We start from the raw sequence: 16,195 nt of genomic DNA on the forward strand, positions 1-16,195 counted from the left end.
CTGTCTTTTGACAATCGAAGATAGCGGTCGGAAGACGCGCAATCCACCCCGATCACAAAATTGTGATGAGGGGCCTCAACGTATCGCTCGTCCGTTTTCATCGAAACGATGCGTCTGGTCCGCCGCCGGCGTCGCGAAGACGATGTCGCCCACGGCATGGTGGTGCTCGCCGAACAGGCGCACCGTGAGCAGCCCCACCTTTTCCGATTCGAGATAAACGATGGTATCGGCGCCGAGATGCTCGACATGCACCACCTTGCCCTGCCACTCGCCGCCCTCGCGCGACAGCGAGACATGCTCCGGCCGCACGCCGATCGTCGCGGCATCGGTGACGCCGAGGCGGCCCGCCTCGATGAAGTTCATGCTCGGCGAGCCGATGAAGCCGGCGACGAACAGGTTGGCCGGGCGGTTGTAGAGCTCCATCGGCGAGCCGACCTGCTGGATGACGCCCGCGTCCAGCACCACAATCTTGTCCGCCAGCGTCATCGCCTCGACCTGGTCGTGCGTGACGTAGATCATGGTCGCCTTCAGCTCGCGGTGCAGCCTTGCGATCTCCAGCCGCGTGTTGACGCGCAGCGCCGCGTCGAGGTTGGACAGCGGCTCGTCGAACAGGAAGAGCTTCGGCTCGCGCACGATGGCGCGGCCGATGGCGACGCGCTGGCGTTGGCCGCCGGAAAGCTCCGCCGGGCGCCGGGCGAGATACTTCTCCAGCGACAGCATGGCCGAGGCCTTGTCGACACGCTTGTCGATCTCCGGTTTCGGCGTGCCTGCCTGCTTGAGGCCGAGGCCCATATTGTCCTTGACCGAAAGGTGCGGATAGAGCGCGTAGGACTGGAACACCATGGCGATGCCGCGCTTTGCCGGCGGCACCGTCGCCACCTCCGCCCCGTCGATGGAGATCGAGCCCGACGTCGCGTCCTCCAGGCCGGCGATGATGCGCAGCAGCGTGGACTTGCCGCAGCCCGAGGGCCCGACGAAGATGACGAACTCGCCATCCTTCACGTCGAGGTCGATGCCCTTGATCACATCGACGTTGCCGAAGGACTTGCGTACCGATTTGAGTTGAAGAGAGCCCACCCGATATCCCCTTAAAGCTTGACCGGCTGGCCGGTCCTGACACTTTCGTCGGCCGCCAGGCAGATCCTGAGCGACTGCACCGCATCGTCCATGTGCCGTGAAAGATCGATGTCCTCGCGGATCGCTTTCAGCACGAAGGCCTGCTCGCGGTCGCACAGTTCCTGGTGGCCGGGCTCGCCCGCCATCTTCAGCTCCTCGTCCGGCGACAGGAATTTGCCGTCCGGCCCGGTCGCCGCGTTGTGAAGGCGGATGACCGCCGTCTTGGTGTGCGTGTCGATGTCGTCGGACTTGGCGTTCGGGTCCATGACGATGGAGACCGAGCCGTTCGGCGACATGACGTCCTTCACGAAGAAGGCCGTTTCCGAGATCATCGGGCCCCAGGCCGCCTCGTACCAGCCGAGCGAACCGTCGTCGAACAGCACCTGGAGATGGCCGTAATTGTACATGTCCGGCGCGATCTCGTCGGACAGGCGCAGGCCCATGCCGCGCACCTCGACGGGCCTGGCGTCGGTGATCTGGCACATCACGTCCACATAGTGCACGCCGCAATCGACGATGGGCGGCGTGGTCTGCAGCAGCGCCTTGTGGGTCGCCCAGGTCGGCCCGCTCGACTGCTGGTTCAGGTTCATGCGGAAGACATAGGGACCGCCGAGCCTGCGCGCCTCGTCGATGAGTCGCATCCACGAGGGATGGTGGCGCAGGATATAGCCGACGATCAGCTTGCGGCCGTTGGCCCGCGCGCAGGCGACGACGCGCTCGGCATCGGCGACCGTTGTCGCCAGCGGCTTTTCCACGAAGACATGGGCGCCCGCTTCCATCGCCGCGATGGCGAATTCGGCATGGCTGTCCGAATAGGTGTTGATCGAGCAGAGCTCCGGCTTCAACGCCTTCAGCGCCTCCGGGAAGGACGGCAGGATCTCGTAGCCTTCGAGGCCATCAGGAACGGCGACCTTCGAGCGGTTGACGAGGCCGACGATCTCAAAGCCCGGATTCTCGTGATAGGCGAGCGCATGGCTCCTGCCCATGTTGCCGAGACCGGCGGACAGGACACGGATGGGGGTCGTGGCAGAGTTCACTTTACAGCTCCCGAGGTGATGCCGCGGATCAGTTGCCGCGAGAAGACGAGGTAGAGGACGAGGACGGGGAAGATCGCCAGCGACAGCGCCGCGAGCACCGCGTTCCAGTTGGTAACGAACTGGCCGATGAAGATCTGCGAGCCCAGCGTCACCGTCTTTGTCGCCTCGCTCGGCGCCAGGATCAGCGGGAACCACAGGTCGTTCCAGATCGGGATCATCGTGAAGACGGCGACCGTCGCCATGGCCGGCCGCACCAGCGGCAGCACGAGGCGGAAGAAGATCGCATATTCCGAAAGCCCGTCGATGCGGCCGGCGTTCTTGAGGTCGTCGGAGACGGTGCGCATGAATTCCGACAGGATGAAGACGGCAAGCGGGATGCCTTGCGCCGTATAAACCAGGATCAGCGCCGTCAGCGTGTTGACGAGGCCCGTCGCCACCATGCCCTGCAGGATCGCGACCGTGCCGAGGCGGATCGGGATCATGATGCCGATGGCAAGATAGAGGCCCATCATCGTGTTGCCGCGGAAGCGGTATTCCGAAAGGGCGAACGCGGCCATGGCGCCGAACAGCAGCACCAGCGCGATGGCGGCCACCGTGACGATGAAGCTGTTCTGGAAGTAGGTCGAAAAGTCCCCCTGCCCCAGCACCGTGGTGTAGCCGACGAGGTCGAAGGTCGTGGCGGTCGGAAGCTGCATCGGGTTGCGGAAGATCGCGTTGCGATCCTTCATCGAATTGATGATCGTCAGGAACACCGGGAAGACCGACACCAGCGTATAGGCGATCAGCGCGAGGTGGACGAGGGACGAGCGGGTGAGCGAGGCGCGTGCCTTGTTGGACATGTCGGAGCCTCCGGTCAGAACTGGTAGCGGCGCATGCGCCGCTGGATCACGAAGAGATACAGCGACACGCCGGCAAGGATGATGAGGAACATGACCGTCGCGATGGTCGCGCCCATCGAGCGGTCGCCGAGCTGGAGCTGGAAGCCGAAGAAGGTGCGGTAAAGCAGCGTGCCGAGGATATCCGTCGAGCCGTCCGGCCCGGCGAGCGCGCCCTGCACGGTGTAGACCAGGTCGAAGGCATTGAAGTTGCCGACGAAGGTGAGGATCGAGATGATGCCGATGGCCGGCAGGATCAGCGGCAGCTTGATCTTCCAGAACTGGCTCCAGCCCGTCACGCCGTCGCATTCGGCCGCCTCGATCACCTCGTCCGGGATGTTCAGCAGCGCCGCGTAGATCAGCATCATGGGGATGCCGACATATTGCCAGACGGAGATCAGCGATACCGCGACGAGCGCCGAATTCGGCCGGCCGAGCCAGGGCGCGAACAGCGACTTCAGGCCGACGAGATCCATCAGGTAGGGAGAGACGCCCCAGATCGGCGAAAGGATCAGCTTCCAGATGAAGCCGACGATCACGAAGGAAAGCAGCGTCGGCAGGAAGATCGCCGTGCGGTAGAAGGCGGCGAAACGCAGCTTCGGCAGCGACAGCATGGCGGCGAGCGCCACCCCGATCGGGTTCTGCACCAGCATGTGGATGATGAAGAAGACGACGTTGTTCTTCAGCGCGTTCCAGAAGCTCGCCGCCCAGCGCTCGTCGCCGAACAACACCTTGAAATTGCCGAGGCCCACGAAGGTCGACTGGCCGTCGACGGTATTGAACAGCGACAGGCGCAGCGTCTCGATGAGCGGCAGGATCATGACCGCCGAATAGACGATGAAGGCCGGCAGCAGGAAGATGCCGATATGCCAGCGCACGGGGCGCCGGATCGGTACTGCCGCATCATGGGAAGAAGGTATGTCGCTCATGGCCCGGCCTGCCCCTCCGTTTGTTTTCGTTCGAATCCGCATGCGCGGAGGCCTGCGCGGCGCCCCGGCCGCACATGACGCGTTCCAGCATACACAATAGTGACGGGGTCGCTCCCCGATTTCGCGCTTCGGCAACCGATGTCTCCACCCGTTTCGGGGGAGATCGCCGGGACCGCGGAATCGCCGCCCCGTCCCGCATCCGGCCTGCCGGCCACCCTCCCCCCGCAAGCGGGGAGAAGGAACATGCGGCGCTCCGCCGGTACCCTCTGCCGGCGTGCCGGCAGAGGGTTGGACGAAGGCAACTGTCGGCGCTTACTTGGCCGGCTTGTACCAGCTGTCGAGGCCCTTCTGGAGCTTTTCGGCGGCCACTTCCGGCGTGTCGGTGCCGTTGATGACGTTGGCCGATTCCGTCCAGGTCTCGTTTTCGAGGTTCGGCGTGCCACGCGACAGGATCTGGTAGGTCGAGCGGATCGTCGGCTGGCACTTCTCGCGCCAGGAGACGAATTCCTGCGCCAGCGGGTCGTTCATCTTCACCGCCGTCGAGTTCAGGCTGAAGAAGCCCGGCAGCGAGTTGGCGTAGATGTCGGCGAATTCCGGCGAGGCGACGAAGGACAGGAACGTCCTGGCGGCGTCCGCATTCGGGCTCTTGGCGTTGAGGCCGACGCCGATGTCGTTGTGGTCGGAGATGTAGCAGGTGTCGCCGGCATTCTTCACCGGCGGCGGGAACGCGCCCATCTTGAACTGCGCCTGCGTGTTGAACAGGCCGATTTCCCACGAGCCGGCCGGATAGATGGCAGCGCGGCCGAGCGTGAAGAGGTTCTGGCTGTCCGGATAGGTCTGCGCCTCGAAGCCGTCGCCGAGATAGTCCTTCCACTTGGCAAGGACGCGGTAGGGCTCGACCCAGCCTTCGTCCGTCAGCTTCTGCGTGCCGGCGATCAGCGCCTTGCGGCCTTCCTCGCCCTTCCAGTAGGTCGGGCCGATGTTCTGGTAGCCCATGGTCGCGGCTTCCCAGAGGTCCTTCGTGCCCATGGCCATCGGGATGTAGTTGCCATCGGCCTTGATCTTGTCGAGCGCGGCGAAGAATTCGGCTTCGGTCGTCGGAACGGTGATGCCGAGCTGCTCGAAGGCGTCCTTGTTGTAGATGAAGCCGTGGATGACCGAGGCCATCGGCACGCAGAAGGTCTTGGAGCCGTCGTCGGTCGTCCAGGCGGACTTGGCGACGTCGGAGAAGTTCTCCATGCCCGGCAGGTCGTTGAGGGCGGCCAGGTGACCCTTGTTGAAGAGTTCGAGCGAGGCGTCGAACGGACGGCAGGTGATGAGGTCGCCCGCCGAGCCGGCGTCCAGCTTGGCGTTGAGCGCGGCGTTGTACTCGGTCGGCGCGGTCGGCGCGAAGACGACCTTGATGCCCGGGTTCTTCGCTTCGAAGGCCGGGATGATCTTTTCCTGCCAGATGGCGAGGTCGTCGTTGCGCCAGCTTTCGATCGTCAGCGTGACGTCCGCCGCCTGGGCGATCCCGGCCGTGCCGAGGATGCTCGTGGCCAGAAGCAGACCTTTGATTGCGGTGCGTGTCATTGCATTCTCCCCTTTTATGCGCCGCAGCGCGTTTTGAGACCTGATTATCCGAGAGCCTTGAGGGCGCGGCGGAGGCTCTGCCCCGATCGGTCCAGCACCGCCCGCGCGGCACCGGCATCCTCCACCCCCGCAGCCAGAAGCACGGCCGCCTTGACCGAGCCTTCGGAGCGCGCAAGAAGGCGCTCCGCCTCGTCGAGACCGACACCCGAGATGTCGGAGACGATACGGCAGGCGCGCCCTTGCAATTTGATGTTGTCGGCCTTGAGATTGACCATGTGCCCGTCGTGCACATGGCCGAGATGGATGCCGACCAGTGTCGAGAACAGGTTGAAGGCGATCTTCTGCGCCGTCCCCGCGCCCATGCGCGTCGAGCCGGATATGACCTCCGGCGGCGTCTGCAGCAGGATGGAGACATCGGCGCCGTCGAAGAGCGGCGCGCCCGGATTGTTGGCCATCGCGACCACACGGGCACCCTTTTGCCTCGCATGGGCGGCCATCGCCAGCGCATAGGGCGTGCTGCCGCTCGCGGAAACGCAGATCACGCAATCCTTCGCATCGATGCCCGTGGAAACGGCATCGTTCACGGCGAGGTCGCGGTCGTCTTCATAACCGCCGGCCAGGTCGACGAGGCTGGCAGCGCCGCCGGCGAGCAGGATGACGATGCGATCATGCGCGATGCCGTAGGTGCCGGGAAGCTCGAGCGCATCGGCCATGGCCATCAGGCCGGAACTGCCGGCGCCCGCATAGACGAGGCGACCGCCGGCAAGAAGCGCATCGGCGGCAAGGCGGGACGCGGCGGCGATGTCGCCAAGCGCGGCATCCACCACGGCGGCGGCAGCCTTCTGGCCGTCCGCAAGCACTTTCAGCGCATCGACGGGCCGACGTTCGTCCAGCCCGCTCGCCTGATCATGCCTGCCCTCGGTCCTGCCTGCGGCCATATCGTTTCTCCTCTGGCCGAAATTAATGCCAAAAAAATACCAATTGTCTACAGGAAATTAATTTTTGAGACCACTTTTCTGCCGCAAAATATTTTTATTATTTAAAATCAAATTCTTGAGTGAAAGCTCATTTTCGATACCACCATACCCCTTGGTTAATGGTATTTTTTTGGTATCGTTGTGCTCGGAGGTGCCCATGACAGATTTCATTCTCGGTATCGACGGTGGGGGAACGAGCTGCCGCGCGGCGGTGGCGCGGCCGGACGGCATCATCCTCGGCCGCGGCAAGAGCGGGGCCGCCAATATCCTGACCGACCCCAACAATGCGATCATCTCCATCACGGAAGCGGCGAAGGCCGCCTATCGCGACGCCGGGCTCGACGAAGCCGGCGTCAGCGGCGCCTCGGCCTTTCTCGGCCTTGCCGGCACCAATGTCGGCGACCTTACCCGCTACGTGCACGACCGCCTGCCCTTCCGCCACACGGACATCGACAGCGACGGCCTGATCGCCCTGCAGGGCGCGATCGGCGACGGCGACGGCGCGGTGGCGATCCTCGGCACCGGCTCCATCTACATGGCGCGCAAGGATCATACGGTTCGTTACATCGGCGGCTGGGGCTTCACCGTCGGCGATCTCGGCGGCGGCGCGCGGCTCGGCCATGCACTTCTCCAGGAGACGCTGCTCGCCCATGACGGCGTGCATCCGCGCTCGGGCGTCACGGATGCCATCCTGGAGGAATTCAAGGGCGACCCGCGCGGCATCGTCGAATTCGCGCGCCTCTCCAAGCCCGGCGACTTCGGCCGCTTCGCCCCCGTCCTCTTCGACCACGCCCGCCGGGGCGACACCCAGGCGATCGCCATCGTCAAGGCGGGCGCCGCGACGGTGAACGAATCCCTCGATGCCATCATGGCGCTTGCCGGCGAGCAGCGCCTCTGCCTGCTCGGCGGCCTTGCGCCGATCTATCCGGAATGGCTCTCCGAACGGCACCGCGCGATCCTCGTCGAGGCCGAGGCCGATGCGCTGACCGGCGCCGTGGCGCTCGCCGCCAAGGGCCACCGGCAAGGAACGGGAGCGGCCGCATGAGCACGCCCCTTTCCGCCATCCTGACGCCGGAAAGCCTGCAATCGGGCGTGCCCGGCCCGCTCTACCTGAAGCTCCGCCAGACACTGGAGGACGCCATCACCTCCGGCAAGCTCAATTACGGCGACGCCCTGCCGGCGGAGCGCGACCTCGCCGACCACGCCAATGTCAGCCGCGTCACCGTGCGCAAGGCCGTCGACGATCTCGTCAAGGACGGCCTCCTGGTCCGCCGCCACGGCTCCGGCACCTTCGTCGCAAAGCCTGTCTCCAAGGTGCAGCAGTCGCTCTCGCGCCTCACCTCCTTCACCGAGGACATGGCGCGGCGCGGCCTGACGACGCGCGCCGAGTGGATCGACCGCGGCCTGTTCCACCCCTCGCCCGACGAGATGATGATGCTCGGCCTGCCCGCCGACGCGCTCGTCGCCCGCCTCGGGCGCCTGCGCGTTGCCGACGACATGCCGCTCGCCATCGAGCGCGCCTGCATCTCCGCCGAGTTCCTGCCCGATCCCACGCAGGTGCAGGGCTCGCTCTACGCCGCGCTGGAAAAGCGCGGCTGCCGGCCGGTGCGCGCCGTGCAGCGCATCTCCGCCTACAACATGAAGGACCCCGACGCCTCAATGCTCGGCGTGCCGCCCGGCTCCGCGGGCCTTTCCATCGAGCGCGTCTCCTACCTGCGCACCGGCCGGGTGGTCGAGTTCACCCGCTCCATCTACCGCGGCGACGCCTACGACTTCGTCGCCGAACTGACGCTGTCCGAGACGTGAGCGTCCAATCGCAAAGGCAATTCCATGCAGACCAACATGCGAAAAGAGATCAATGAAATCCCCGAAGCGGCGGCCCGCCTGCTCGCCGGCTCCGCCGATGCCATCGAGGCGGCCGGCAGGGCGTTGCGCGAGCGCGACCCGCAGTTCTTCGTCACGGTCGCCCGCGGCTCCTCCGACCATGCCGCTCTCTTCCTGAAATATGCGATCGAGCTCACCGCCGGCCGCCCGGTCGCCTCGCTCGGCCCGTCCCTCGCCTCGATCTACGGCGCGAAGCTGAAGCTCGGCGGCGGCGCGGCCATCGCCATCTCCCAGTCCGGCAAGAGCCCGGACATCGTCGCCATGGCCGAGGGCGCGACGAAGGGCGGCGCGATCTCCATCGCGCTGACCAACACGCTGCCCTCGCCGCTCGCCGATGCCTGCACCCATTCTCTCGATCTTTCGGCCGGCCCGGAAATCAGCGTCGCGGCGACGAAGTCCTATGTGAACTCCATCGTCGCCGGCCTTGCCGTGCTTGCCGAATGGACGGGCGATGCCGATCTCGACCGTGCCGTGAAGAACCTGCCGGAACAGTTCGCCAAGGCCGTCGCGCTCGACTGGTCCGAGCTCGCCGGCGACCTCAAGGACGCGCAATCGCTCTATGTCCTCGGCCGCGGCCCCGGCCTTGCCATCGCGAGCGAGGCGGCGCTGAAATTCAAGGAGACCTCCGGCATGCATGCCGAGGCCTATTCCTCGGCGGAAGTGCTGCACGGCCCTGTCGCCCTCGTCGGCCCCTCCTTCCCGGTGATCGCCCTTGCCGCCCGCGATGCGGCCGAAGCCTCCGTCACCGGCATGGCCGACAGCCTCGCCGAGCGCGGCGCCTATGCCGGCGTCACCGCGGCCGGCGCCAAGAGCGCGCGAAAACTGCCCTTCGTCGCCACCGGCCATCCGATCACCGACGCGCTGGCGCTGATCGTTCCCTTCTACGGCTTCGTCGAAGCCTGGTCGCGCGGGCGCGGCCTTGATCCCGACAAGCCGGTCAACCTCAAGAAAGTGACGGAAACCCGATGACAGCCCCCACCGCCATTACCGGAGCCCGGATCTTCGACGGCGATCTGTGGCACGAGAATCGTGCACTCCTGATCGGGAACGGCAAGGTCGCCGCCATCGCCGCACTCGGCGACGTGCCGGCCGATGCCCGGATCGTGCCGATGGACGGACTTTCGCTCGTGCCCGGCTTCATCGATATCCAGGTCAATGGCGGCGGCGGCGTGCTGCTCAACGAGCAGCCCGATGTCGAGGGCATCCGCACCATCTGCGCGGCACATGCCCGCTTCGGCACCACCGCGCTGCTGCCGACGCTCATCACCGACAGCCGCGAGGTGACGGCGACCACCATCGCCGCCGGCCTTGCGGCGCGCGAGGCGCGCGTGCCCGGCTTCCTCGGCCTCCATCTCGAAGGCCCGCACCTTTCCGTCGCCCGCAAGGGCGCCCATGACCCCGCCTTCATCCGGCCGATGGAACAGGCCGATCTCGACCGCATCGTCGCGGCCCGCCGGGGCCTCGACGTGCTGCTGACGACGCTGGCGCCGGAAAACGCCACCAACGACCAGATCGGCGCGCTCCACGCGGCCGGTGTCACCGTCAGCCTCGGCCATTCCGACAGCGGCTATGAGACCGCGGCGGCGGCTGTGGAGGCGGGTGCGCGCATGATGACCCATCTCTTCAACGCCATGAGCCAGCTCGGCAACCGCGAGCCCGGCATGGTCGGTGCGGCGCTCGATCTCGGCCATCTCAATGCCGGGCTGATCGCCGATGGCTACCACGTCCACCCCGTCTCCATCGGCGCGGCGCTCAGGGCAAAGCGCGGCCCCGGCCGCATCTTCCTCGTCACCGACGCCATGTCGCCCATCGGCACGGACATGACGAGCTTCTTCCTCAACGGCCGCGAGATTTTTCGCGAAGGCGGTCGCCTGACGCTCGCCGACGGCACGCTTGCCGGCGCCGACATCGATATGGCCTCCTGCGTGCGCTACATGCGCGACACCGTGGGCGTCGAACTCGAGGAAGCCCTGCGCATGGCTTCGCTCTACCCGGCCGAGGCGATCGGCATGACCGGCCGCAAGGGCCGCCTGACCCATGGCCATGACGCCGATTTCGCCGTCATCGACGGCGGCGTGAACGTCGTCGCGACCTGGATCGGCGGCATGCCGGTCTTCACCGCCTGACGGCGGAGCCTTGCCGCTCTCCTTGCGGAGGGCGGCGGAATCGGCTCTACCCGAGCCCACAGGATGCGATTTGTCCCGGAGCGGCACATGCAATTGATCTTCGACGGCCACAATGATGTTCTCCTGCGCCTCTGGGAGCACGCACGGGGTGGAGCAGACCCCGTCGCCGAGTTCGTCGACGGCACCGACAAGGGCCATATCGACGCCCCGCGCGCGCTGAAGGGCGGCCTTGCCGGCGGCTTCTGCGCGATATTCATCCCGCCGGACGAGGACTATCCGGCCCGCGAGCTCGACGAGAACGGCCACTACGACATCCCGATGGTCGGCCCGCTGGAACAGCCCGCGGCCCTCAACACCGCCCTCGAAATGGCCGCCATCGCCTTCCGGCTGGAGCGCGCCGGCGCGCTGTCGATCTGCCGGACCACGGCGGACATCCGCGCGGCGATGGACGCGCGCCGCTTCGCCGCGGTGCTGCATATCGAAGGCTGCGAGCCGATCGCCGAGAACCTCTCGACCATCGAAACGCTCTATGCCGCGGGCCTGCGCTCGCTCGGCCCGGTCTGGAGCCGGCACAACCGCTTCGGCCACGGCGTGCCCTTCGCCTTCCCCTCCTCGCCCGATACGGCCCCAGGCCTCACCGCGGCCGGCGTGGAGCTGGTGAAGGAATGCGACCGCCTCGGCATCATGATCGACCTCGCCCACATCACGGAACAGGGCTTCTGGGACGTGGCGCGCGAAAGCACCCAGCCCCTCGTCGCCACCCATTCCAACGCCCACGCGCTCACCCCCATCTCGCGCAACCTCACCGATCGCCAGCTCGACGCGATCCGCGAGCGCAAGGGCATCGCCGGCCTCAACTATGCCACCACCATGCTGCGCGCCGACGGCATGGAGGATGCCGACACGCCGCTTTCCGACATGGTGCGCCATATCGACCATATGGTGGAGCGCATGGGCATCGACTGCGTGGCGCTCGGCTCGGACTTCGACGGCGCAACGGTCCCTGCCGCCATCGGCGATGCCGCCGGCAACCAGGCGCTGGTCGAGGCGCTGCGTGCGGCGGGCTACGGCGAGGACGATCTAGCAAAGCTCTGCCGCGAGAACTGGCTGCGGCTTCTGAAAACCGTCTGGCGCGAAGCCTGACGAACAACACGGACCCACGACATGACCAAGCCCCTCATCGAACTCTGCGTCGAAGGCATCGACGGTTTCCTAGCAGCCCAGGAGGCCGGCGCCGACCGGGTGGAACTCTGCGCGAGCCTGATGGAGGGCGGCCTGACGCCGAGCCTCGCCACGATCCGCGCCGCCGTGAAGGCCGCGCGCATTCCCGTCCACGTCATCATCCGCCCGCGCGGCGGCGACTTCCTCTATTCGCAGGCGGAGTTCGAAACCATGGTGGAGGACATCAGGGCGCTGAGGGGCGAAGGCGTCTCCGGCGTCGTCATCGGCTGCCTCACACCGGACGGCCGGATCGATGAAGAACGCACCCGCGCATTGGTCGAGGCCGCGCGGCCGATGTCGGTCACCTGCCACCGCGCCTTCGACATGACGGCGGATGCGGGCGAAGCCCTGGAGGCGCTGGTGCGCTGCGGCGTCGACCGCGTGCTGACCTCCGGCCAGCGCGACACCGCCGTCGAAGGCATCGCAATCCTGAAAAGCGCCGTCGAGCAGGCCGCCGGCCGTATCGTCATCATGGGCTGCGGGGTGCTCGATGCCGAAAACATCCGTGAAGTCCGCGACGGGGCCGGCCTTGCCGAGATGCATTTCGCCGCGCTCAGGACGGTGCCGAGCGGCATGGTGTTCCGCAACCCGCATGTCGGCATGGGCGGTACGGAGAAAGACCGCGAATACGAACTGACGCTGACGGACGGCGACGCGGTGCGCGCAACCATCGCCGCCGCAAAATCCTGACGCGGCCATCTTGCAAGCGGCAGGCGTTTGTCCCTACGTGTCAGGGGAACAAGGAGACCTGCCATGCACACGCCTTCCCCTTCCCGCCTGCGCACTGTCCTCGCCGCCGGCTTCCTGGCGCTTGCCGCCCTGCCCGCGGCCGCCGAGACGGTCGGCAAGGTCGGCGTCGACTGGATCGGCAACGACATCTATGTCGACGCGCTGACGGACCCCAAGGTCTCCGGCATCACCTGCCACGTCACCTATTTCGACCGCAGCGTCATCGACCGGCTGAAGAACGGCAACTGGTTCGAGGATCCCTCCAACAACGCCATCGCCTGCCGCCAGACCGGCCCGATCACCGTCGGCGACATCGACCTTTCGCGTGGCGGCGAGGAGGTCTTCAAGGCGGGCCTGTCGCTGATCTGGAAATCGCTGATCGTCACGCGTGTCTATGACAAGAAGAACGACACGCTGATCTATCTCGCCCATTCGCGCGAGGTGGTGAACGGCTCGGCGAAGATGTCGATCTCCACCGTGCCGCTCTACGGCGAGAACGTCACCTGGACGAAGGGCAAGCCATGAAAAAACGCCCCGGCAACGATTGTCCGGGGCGTCTCTTCAACCACATGGTGCTTACTTCACGTAAACGATCTTGCCGCCATCGGCCGCCGTCTTGATTTCAACGACGTTCTGGAGCTGGACGTTCTTGGAGGCCAGGATTTCCGTCAGGGCCGGGTCGGACTGAAGCTCGGCCTGGGCCTGTTCGACAGCCGCCGGGTCGTTGACCTTGTGCGTCAGGCGGTCAAACTCGGCGCGCTGGTCCTGGTCGGCCTCAAGGGTCGAAATCTGGACGACGTTCACCTTGTCGGCGCTGATCGAGCTGGTGGCCATGGTGTCGGCGCCCATCGTTTCCTGCGCATAGGCGACGCCCGCAACCGGCGACACGGCGAGAAGCGAAGCAAGGGCGATCGTAACTGTCTTGTTCATGGTGATTCTCCATTGTTTCGTTTGGTAGAAGCATGGAGAAAACGGAAGGGGGGCCGTTTGGTTCCTCATGAATTCTCACAAGGACGTGCGGACCCGCCGGACAGCCGAATGCACCCGCGGGAAACCGGCGGGTGCTCTGGCGGCAATGGCAGCCCTTTCGGCCTCAGGCGGCCTGGGCGAGCTCGTCGGCGATGACGGTGTCGAGGTTGAGGAAGCAGACCATCGACTTTTCCAGCGCCACGATGCCGCGGCAGAAGGCGCGCTGGGCTTCCGGAATGATTTCCGGCGCCGGCTGCAGCGCCTCGCTCTTGATGGTCATCATGTCCGAGACCTGCTCGACGAGGAGGCCGACCAGCTTGCCGGCGATGTCGGTGACGATGATGGCCGAGCGTTCGGACGGCTCCGTCATCTTCATGCCGAGGCGGCAGGCCATGTCGATGACCGGGATCACCGCACCGCGCAGGTTGATGAGGCCGAGCACGTAGGGCGGCGTGTGCGGCATCGGCGTCACCGGCGCCCAGCCGCGGATTTCGCGGATCGCCATGATGTCGATGCAGAATTCCTGCTCGCCGAGATGGAAGGAGACGATTTCGAGATAGGCGCCGGACTGCTTGATGGCGTTGGACATGGACAAGACCTCTTCCCCGCGGGGAGCGAACCGTTAGAGATGCGCGGCACGCCCATGGGCATGCGGCGGACATCATGTCCTGAAGCCTTCGAGGCCTGTTGCGCGTTACAGCAAGGTGGCAAAGAGAGATTAAGCAAAGCCTAAGGCGGCCCTGCCGGAACGCGCATTTCAGCCGCTTCCATCGAACCCGCCGCCCCGCAGGACCTCGTTGCGGGCAAGCCCGCGGCGGTTCCGGAGCCGGCCGCTTCATGTTATGCTGTGCCCATGCACAGAACCGCCCGCCGATACACCGTCCTTCCCGCCGCGCTGATCGCGCTGGGGCTCGGCGTCATGGCCGCCACCGCGGCCTTTGCCGGCTGGCTGGAGCACGGCACGGCAATCTTCCTCGCCCTTGCCGAATCCGGCATCTCCTGGTGCTTCTGATCACATTCCCGCGAGCCCTCCGCCTTGCCCCCCGTTGCGGCAATTGGCGCGTTTGCGCGGCCCGGGGCGAAGGACTATGAGATCGGTATGCGGCTCTCGCCGACACAGCCTATCGAAGGACTGCCATGAAGACTCTTCGCCTCGTACTCTGGATCGCCGTCGCGCTCGTTGCCGGCCTGCTCGGCTGGCTGACGCTGGAAATGACCCGCACGAAGGAGCAGGTGGCCGGCGGTCCGTTCGGCGTCCCCTTCCAGCTCGTCGCACAGGACGGCAAGCAAATCACCGAAAAGGCCTTCACCGGCAAGCCGACGGCCCTCTTCTTCGGCTTCACCCATTGCCCCGAGGTCTGCCCGACCACGCTGTTCGAACTGAACGGCTGGCTCGACAAGGTCGACCCCGACGGCTCGAAGCTGCAGGCCTACTTCGTCACCGTCGATCCGGAACGCGACACGCCCGAGATCATCGGCCAGTATGTCGGCAACGTCTCCAAGCGCATCACCGGCATTTCCGGCCCGCCGGACAAGGTGCTGGACATGGTCAAGGGCTATCGCGTCTACTATCGCAAGGTGCCGCTCGACGAAGCCGACCCGAATGGCGACTATACGATGGACCACACGGCCTCCGTGTTCCTGCTCGACGCCAACGGCCGTTTCACCGGCACGATCTCCTACGGCGAGAACCCCGATGTCGCCGAAAAGAAGCTCGCCAATCTGATCAAGGGATAAGCGCGCCCGCGGGCGTTCCACCTTTGCCCTCGGCTTTCGGACATGCTAGGCGGACCTGAAACAACAGGAACCCGATCCGTGAGCGAAATCCGCCTCTACATCACCACGACCGAGCGCAGGGCCGAGGCCGCCCTTTCGCTGATGACCGATGCCTTCGAGGAAGAAGGCTACGCCATCGCGACGATGGAGATCGACGAGAAGAACGACGTCTGGGAAGCCTCCGTCTACATGTTCCGGCCGGAAGAGCCGGAGATCCACGAACGCTTCGCCGCCCTGCTCGCGGCCGATTTCCCGGGTGTCGAGATCCAGCGCGAGGTGCTTCCCGACATCGACTGGATCGCCAGGTCGCTGGAGGGCCTCAAGCCCGTGCGCGCCGGGCGCTTCGTCGTGCACGGCTCGCATGACCGCGGCACGGCGCGCGCCGGCGAGATCGCCGTCGAGATCGACGCCGGCCAGGCCTTCGGCACCGGCCACCACGGCACGACGGCGGGCTGCCTGGAGGTCATCTTCGACGTGATGCGCAAGCGCAGGGTGAAACGCGCGCTCGACCTTGGAACGGGCAGCGGCGTGCTGGCCATCGCCGCGCGCAAGCTCGCTCCCATCCGCGTCCTGGCGACCGACATAGACCCCGTCGCCATCCGCGTCGCGCGCGAGAACGTGCGCCTCAACGGCATCGCCTCGGGCATCGCGCTGGAAACCGCGCCGGGCTTCCACTCCACCGCCTTCGGCCGCCACGGCCCGTTCGACCTGGTCATCGCCAACATTCTCGCCCGCCCGCTGATGCGCATGGCCCCGCAACTGGCGGACCGGCTCGCCCCGAACGGCGACGTCATCCTTTCGGGCATCCTCGCCTCGCAGCGCTGGAAGGTGCTGGCCGCCTATAACGGCGCGGGCCTGCGCCATGTGAAGACCATCTGGCGCGAGGGCTGGGTGACGATCCATCTCGACAACCGCCGCTGAATGGCGGCGGCTCGCCGCACCGGCATGCAGGCAAAAGAAAAGGCGGTGCCAGAGGCACCGCCT

Annotated in this window: 18 protein-coding genes; 10 read left to right on the forward strand and 8 right to left on the reverse strand. The window is 66.1% G+C overall.

Annotated features, from left to right (window positions below):
- Window positions 1-75: 75 nt before the first annotated feature.
- The 6 genes from L0976_RS02335 to L0976_RS02360 form a co-directional block, all read right to left on the reverse strand.
- Entirely contained in the window at window positions 76-1,077 is a 1,002-nt protein-coding gene (locus L0976_RS02335; RefSeq protein ID WP_234185908.1) for an ABC transporter ATP-binding protein, read from the reverse strand.
- A gap of 11 nt (window positions 1,078-1,088) precedes the next feature.
- Window positions 1,089-2,153, reverse strand: coding sequence for a Gfo/Idh/MocA family protein (locus L0976_RS02340; protein WP_234185910.1), 1,065 nt, complete (start codon window positions 2,151-2,153; stop codon window positions 1,089-1,091).
- Window positions 2,150-2,992, reverse strand: coding sequence for a carbohydrate ABC transporter permease (locus L0976_RS02345; protein ID WP_234185912.1), 843 nt, complete (start codon window positions 2,990-2,992; stop codon window positions 2,150-2,152). The genes L0976_RS02340 and L0976_RS02345 overlap by 4 nt, the downstream gene beginning before the upstream one ends.
- A gap of 14 nt (window positions 2,993-3,006) precedes the next feature.
- Window positions 3,007-3,957: a carbohydrate ABC transporter permease gene (locus tag L0976_RS02350; RefSeq protein ID WP_203319290.1), complete on the reverse strand. Its 951-nt coding sequence runs from the start codon at window positions 3,955-3,957 to the stop codon at window positions 3,007-3,009.
- A 312-nt stretch (window positions 3,958-4,269) separates the two neighbouring features.
- Window positions 4,270-5,529: an ABC transporter substrate-binding protein gene (locus L0976_RS02355; protein WP_203319291.1), complete on the reverse strand. Its 1,260-nt coding sequence runs from the start codon at window positions 5,527-5,529 to the stop codon at window positions 4,270-4,272.
- 44 nt (window positions 5,530-5,573) lie between these two features.
- Window positions 5,574-6,467: an N-acetylmuramic acid 6-phosphate etherase gene (locus tag L0976_RS02360; protein WP_234185913.1), complete on the reverse strand. Its 894-nt coding sequence runs from the start codon at window positions 6,465-6,467 to the stop codon at window positions 5,574-5,576.
- A 196-nt stretch (window positions 6,468-6,663) separates the two neighbouring features.
- Between L0976_RS02360 and L0976_RS02365 the strand changes: the two genes are divergently transcribed.
- The 7 genes from L0976_RS02365 to L0976_RS02395 all read left to right on the forward strand — a co-directional run bounded on the left by L0976_RS02365 (window position 6,664) and on the right by L0976_RS02395 (window position 12,991).
- Window positions 6,664-7,551, forward strand: a complete 888-nt coding sequence (locus L0976_RS02365; RefSeq protein WP_234185922.1) for an N-acetylglucosamine kinase — start codon at window positions 6,664-6,666, stop codon at window positions 7,549-7,551.
- The gene (locus L0976_RS02370) at window positions 7,548-8,312 is read left to right on the forward strand and encodes a GntR family transcriptional regulator (protein ID WP_234185924.1); all 765 of its coding nucleotides are present in this window, start codon (window positions 7,548-7,550) and stop codon (window positions 8,310-8,312) included. The genes L0976_RS02365 and L0976_RS02370 overlap by 4 nt, the downstream gene beginning before the upstream one ends.
- A 24-nt stretch (window positions 8,313-8,336) precedes the next feature.
- The gene (locus L0976_RS02375) at window positions 8,337-9,359 is read left to right on the forward strand and encodes an SIS domain-containing protein (protein WP_234185926.1); all 1,023 of its coding nucleotides are present in this window, start codon (window positions 8,337-8,339) and stop codon (window positions 9,357-9,359) included.
- On the forward strand, window positions 9,356-10,516 hold the full coding sequence (gene nagA / locus L0976_RS02380) for an N-acetylglucosamine-6-phosphate deacetylase (protein ID WP_234185928.1): 1,161 nt from the start codon (window positions 9,356-9,358) through the stop codon (window positions 10,514-10,516). The genes L0976_RS02375 and nagA overlap by 4 nt, the downstream gene beginning before the upstream one ends.
- An 87-nt stretch (window positions 10,517-10,603) precedes the next feature.
- Window positions 10,604-11,659 carry a dipeptidase gene (locus L0976_RS02385; protein WP_234185929.1) on the forward strand — a complete coding sequence of 352 codons (1,056 nt, stop codon included), beginning with the start codon at window positions 10,604-10,606 and terminating at the stop codon, window positions 11,657-11,659.
- Window positions 11,660-11,680: 21 nt separating this feature from the next.
- A complete protein-coding gene (locus tag L0976_RS02390; RefSeq protein ID WP_234185938.1) occupies window positions 11,681-12,427 on the forward strand; it encodes a copper homeostasis protein CutC in 747 nt (248 codons plus the stop codon).
- Between the two features lie 63 nt (window positions 12,428-12,490).
- A complete protein-coding gene (locus L0976_RS02395; protein ID WP_234185940.1) occupies window positions 12,491-12,991 on the forward strand; it encodes a CreA family protein in 501 nt (166 codons plus the stop codon).
- A 51-nt stretch (window positions 12,992-13,042) separates the two neighbouring features.
- On the opposite strand, the gene L0976_RS02400 is transcribed toward L0976_RS02395, so the two are convergent.
- Window positions 13,043-13,396, reverse strand: coding sequence for a hypothetical protein (locus tag L0976_RS02400; RefSeq protein WP_203319300.1), 354 nt, complete (start codon window positions 13,394-13,396; stop codon window positions 13,043-13,045).
- Window positions 13,397-13,559: 163 nt separating this feature from the next.
- The gene (locus L0976_RS02405; protein ID WP_117366518.1) at window positions 13,560-14,024 is read right to left on the reverse strand and encodes a chemotaxis protein CheW; all 465 of its coding nucleotides are present in this window, start codon (window positions 14,022-14,024) and stop codon (window positions 13,560-13,562) included.
- Between the two features lie 264 nt (window positions 14,025-14,288).
- Between L0976_RS02405 and L0976_RS02410 the strand changes: the two genes are divergently transcribed.
- The 3 genes from L0976_RS02410 to L0976_RS02420 all read left to right on the forward strand — a co-directional run bounded on the left by L0976_RS02410 (window position 14,289) and on the right by L0976_RS02420 (window position 16,132).
- Window positions 14,289-14,447 carry a hypothetical protein gene (locus L0976_RS02410; protein WP_234185941.1) on the forward strand — a complete coding sequence of 53 codons (159 nt, stop codon included), beginning with the start codon at window positions 14,289-14,291 and terminating at the stop codon, window positions 14,445-14,447.
- Between the two features lie 125 nt (window positions 14,448-14,572).
- The gene (locus L0976_RS02415) at window positions 14,573-15,172 is read left to right on the forward strand and encodes an SCO family protein (RefSeq protein WP_203319302.1); all 600 of its coding nucleotides are present in this window, start codon (window positions 14,573-14,575) and stop codon (window positions 15,170-15,172) included.
- Window positions 15,173-15,250: 78 nt separating this feature from the next.
- The gene (locus L0976_RS02420) at window positions 15,251-16,132 is read left to right on the forward strand and encodes a 50S ribosomal protein L11 methyltransferase (protein WP_234185942.1); all 882 of its coding nucleotides are present in this window, start codon (window positions 15,251-15,253) and stop codon (window positions 16,130-16,132) included.
- Window positions 16,133-16,195: the final 63 nt, after the last annotated feature.

Source organism: Shinella sp. NM-101, assembly GCF_021401195.1.
GTDB lineage: Bacteria > Pseudomonadota > Alphaproteobacteria > Rhizobiales > Rhizobiaceae > Shinella.

What these genes read in the sequence shown, in the direction of transcription:
- L0976_RS02345 (WP_234185912.1), bottom strand. Translation starts at nt 2,992, where the DNA reads ATGTCCAACAAGGCACGCGCCTCGCTCACCCGCTCGTCCCTCGTCCAC.
- L0976_RS02350 (WP_203319290.1), bottom strand. Translation starts at nt 3,957, where the DNA reads ATGAGCGACATACCTTCTTCCCATGATGCGGCAGTACCGATCCGGCGC.
- L0976_RS02355 (WP_203319291.1), bottom strand. Translation starts at nt 5,529, where the DNA reads ATGACACGCACCGCAATCAAAGGTCTGCTTCTGGCCACGAGCATCCTC.
- L0976_RS02360 (WP_234185913.1), bottom strand. Translation starts at nt 6,467, where the DNA reads ATGGCCGCAGGCAGGACCGAGGGCAGGCATGATCAGGCGAGCGGGCTG.
- L0976_RS02365 (WP_234185922.1), top strand. Translation starts at nt 6,664, where the DNA reads ATGACAGATTTCATTCTCGGTATCGACGGTGGGGGAACGAGCTGCCGC.
- L0976_RS02370 (WP_234185924.1), top strand. Translation starts at nt 7,548, where the DNA reads ATGAGCACGCCCCTTTCCGCCATCCTGACGCCGGAAAGCCTGCAATCG.
- L0976_RS02375 (WP_234185926.1), top strand. Translation starts at nt 8,337, where the DNA reads ATGCAGACCAACATGCGAAAAGAGATCAATGAAATCCCCGAAGCGGCG.
- nagA (WP_234185928.1), top strand. Translation starts at nt 9,356, where the DNA reads ATGACAGCCCCCACCGCCATTACCGGAGCCCGGATCTTCGACGGCGAT.
- L0976_RS02385 (WP_234185929.1), top strand. Translation starts at nt 10,604, where the DNA reads ATGCAATTGATCTTCGACGGCCACAATGATGTTCTCCTGCGCCTCTGG.
- L0976_RS02390 (WP_234185938.1), top strand. Translation starts at nt 11,681, where the DNA reads ATGACCAAGCCCCTCATCGAACTCTGCGTCGAAGGCATCGACGGTTTC.
- L0976_RS02395 (WP_234185940.1), top strand. Translation starts at nt 12,491, where the DNA reads ATGCACACGCCTTCCCCTTCCCGCCTGCGCACTGTCCTCGCCGCCGGC.
- L0976_RS02400 (WP_203319300.1), bottom strand. Translation starts at nt 13,396, where the DNA reads ATGAACAAGACAGTTACGATCGCCCTTGCTTCGCTTCTCGCCGTGTCG.
- L0976_RS02405 (WP_117366518.1), bottom strand. Translation starts at nt 14,024, where the DNA reads ATGTCCAACGCCATCAAGCAGTCCGGCGCCTATCTCGAAATCGTCTCC.
- L0976_RS02410 (WP_234185941.1), top strand. Translation starts at nt 14,289, where the DNA reads ATGCACAGAACCGCCCGCCGATACACCGTCCTTCCCGCCGCGCTGATC.
- L0976_RS02415 (WP_203319302.1), top strand. Translation starts at nt 14,573, where the DNA reads ATGAAGACTCTTCGCCTCGTACTCTGGATCGCCGTCGCGCTCGTTGCC.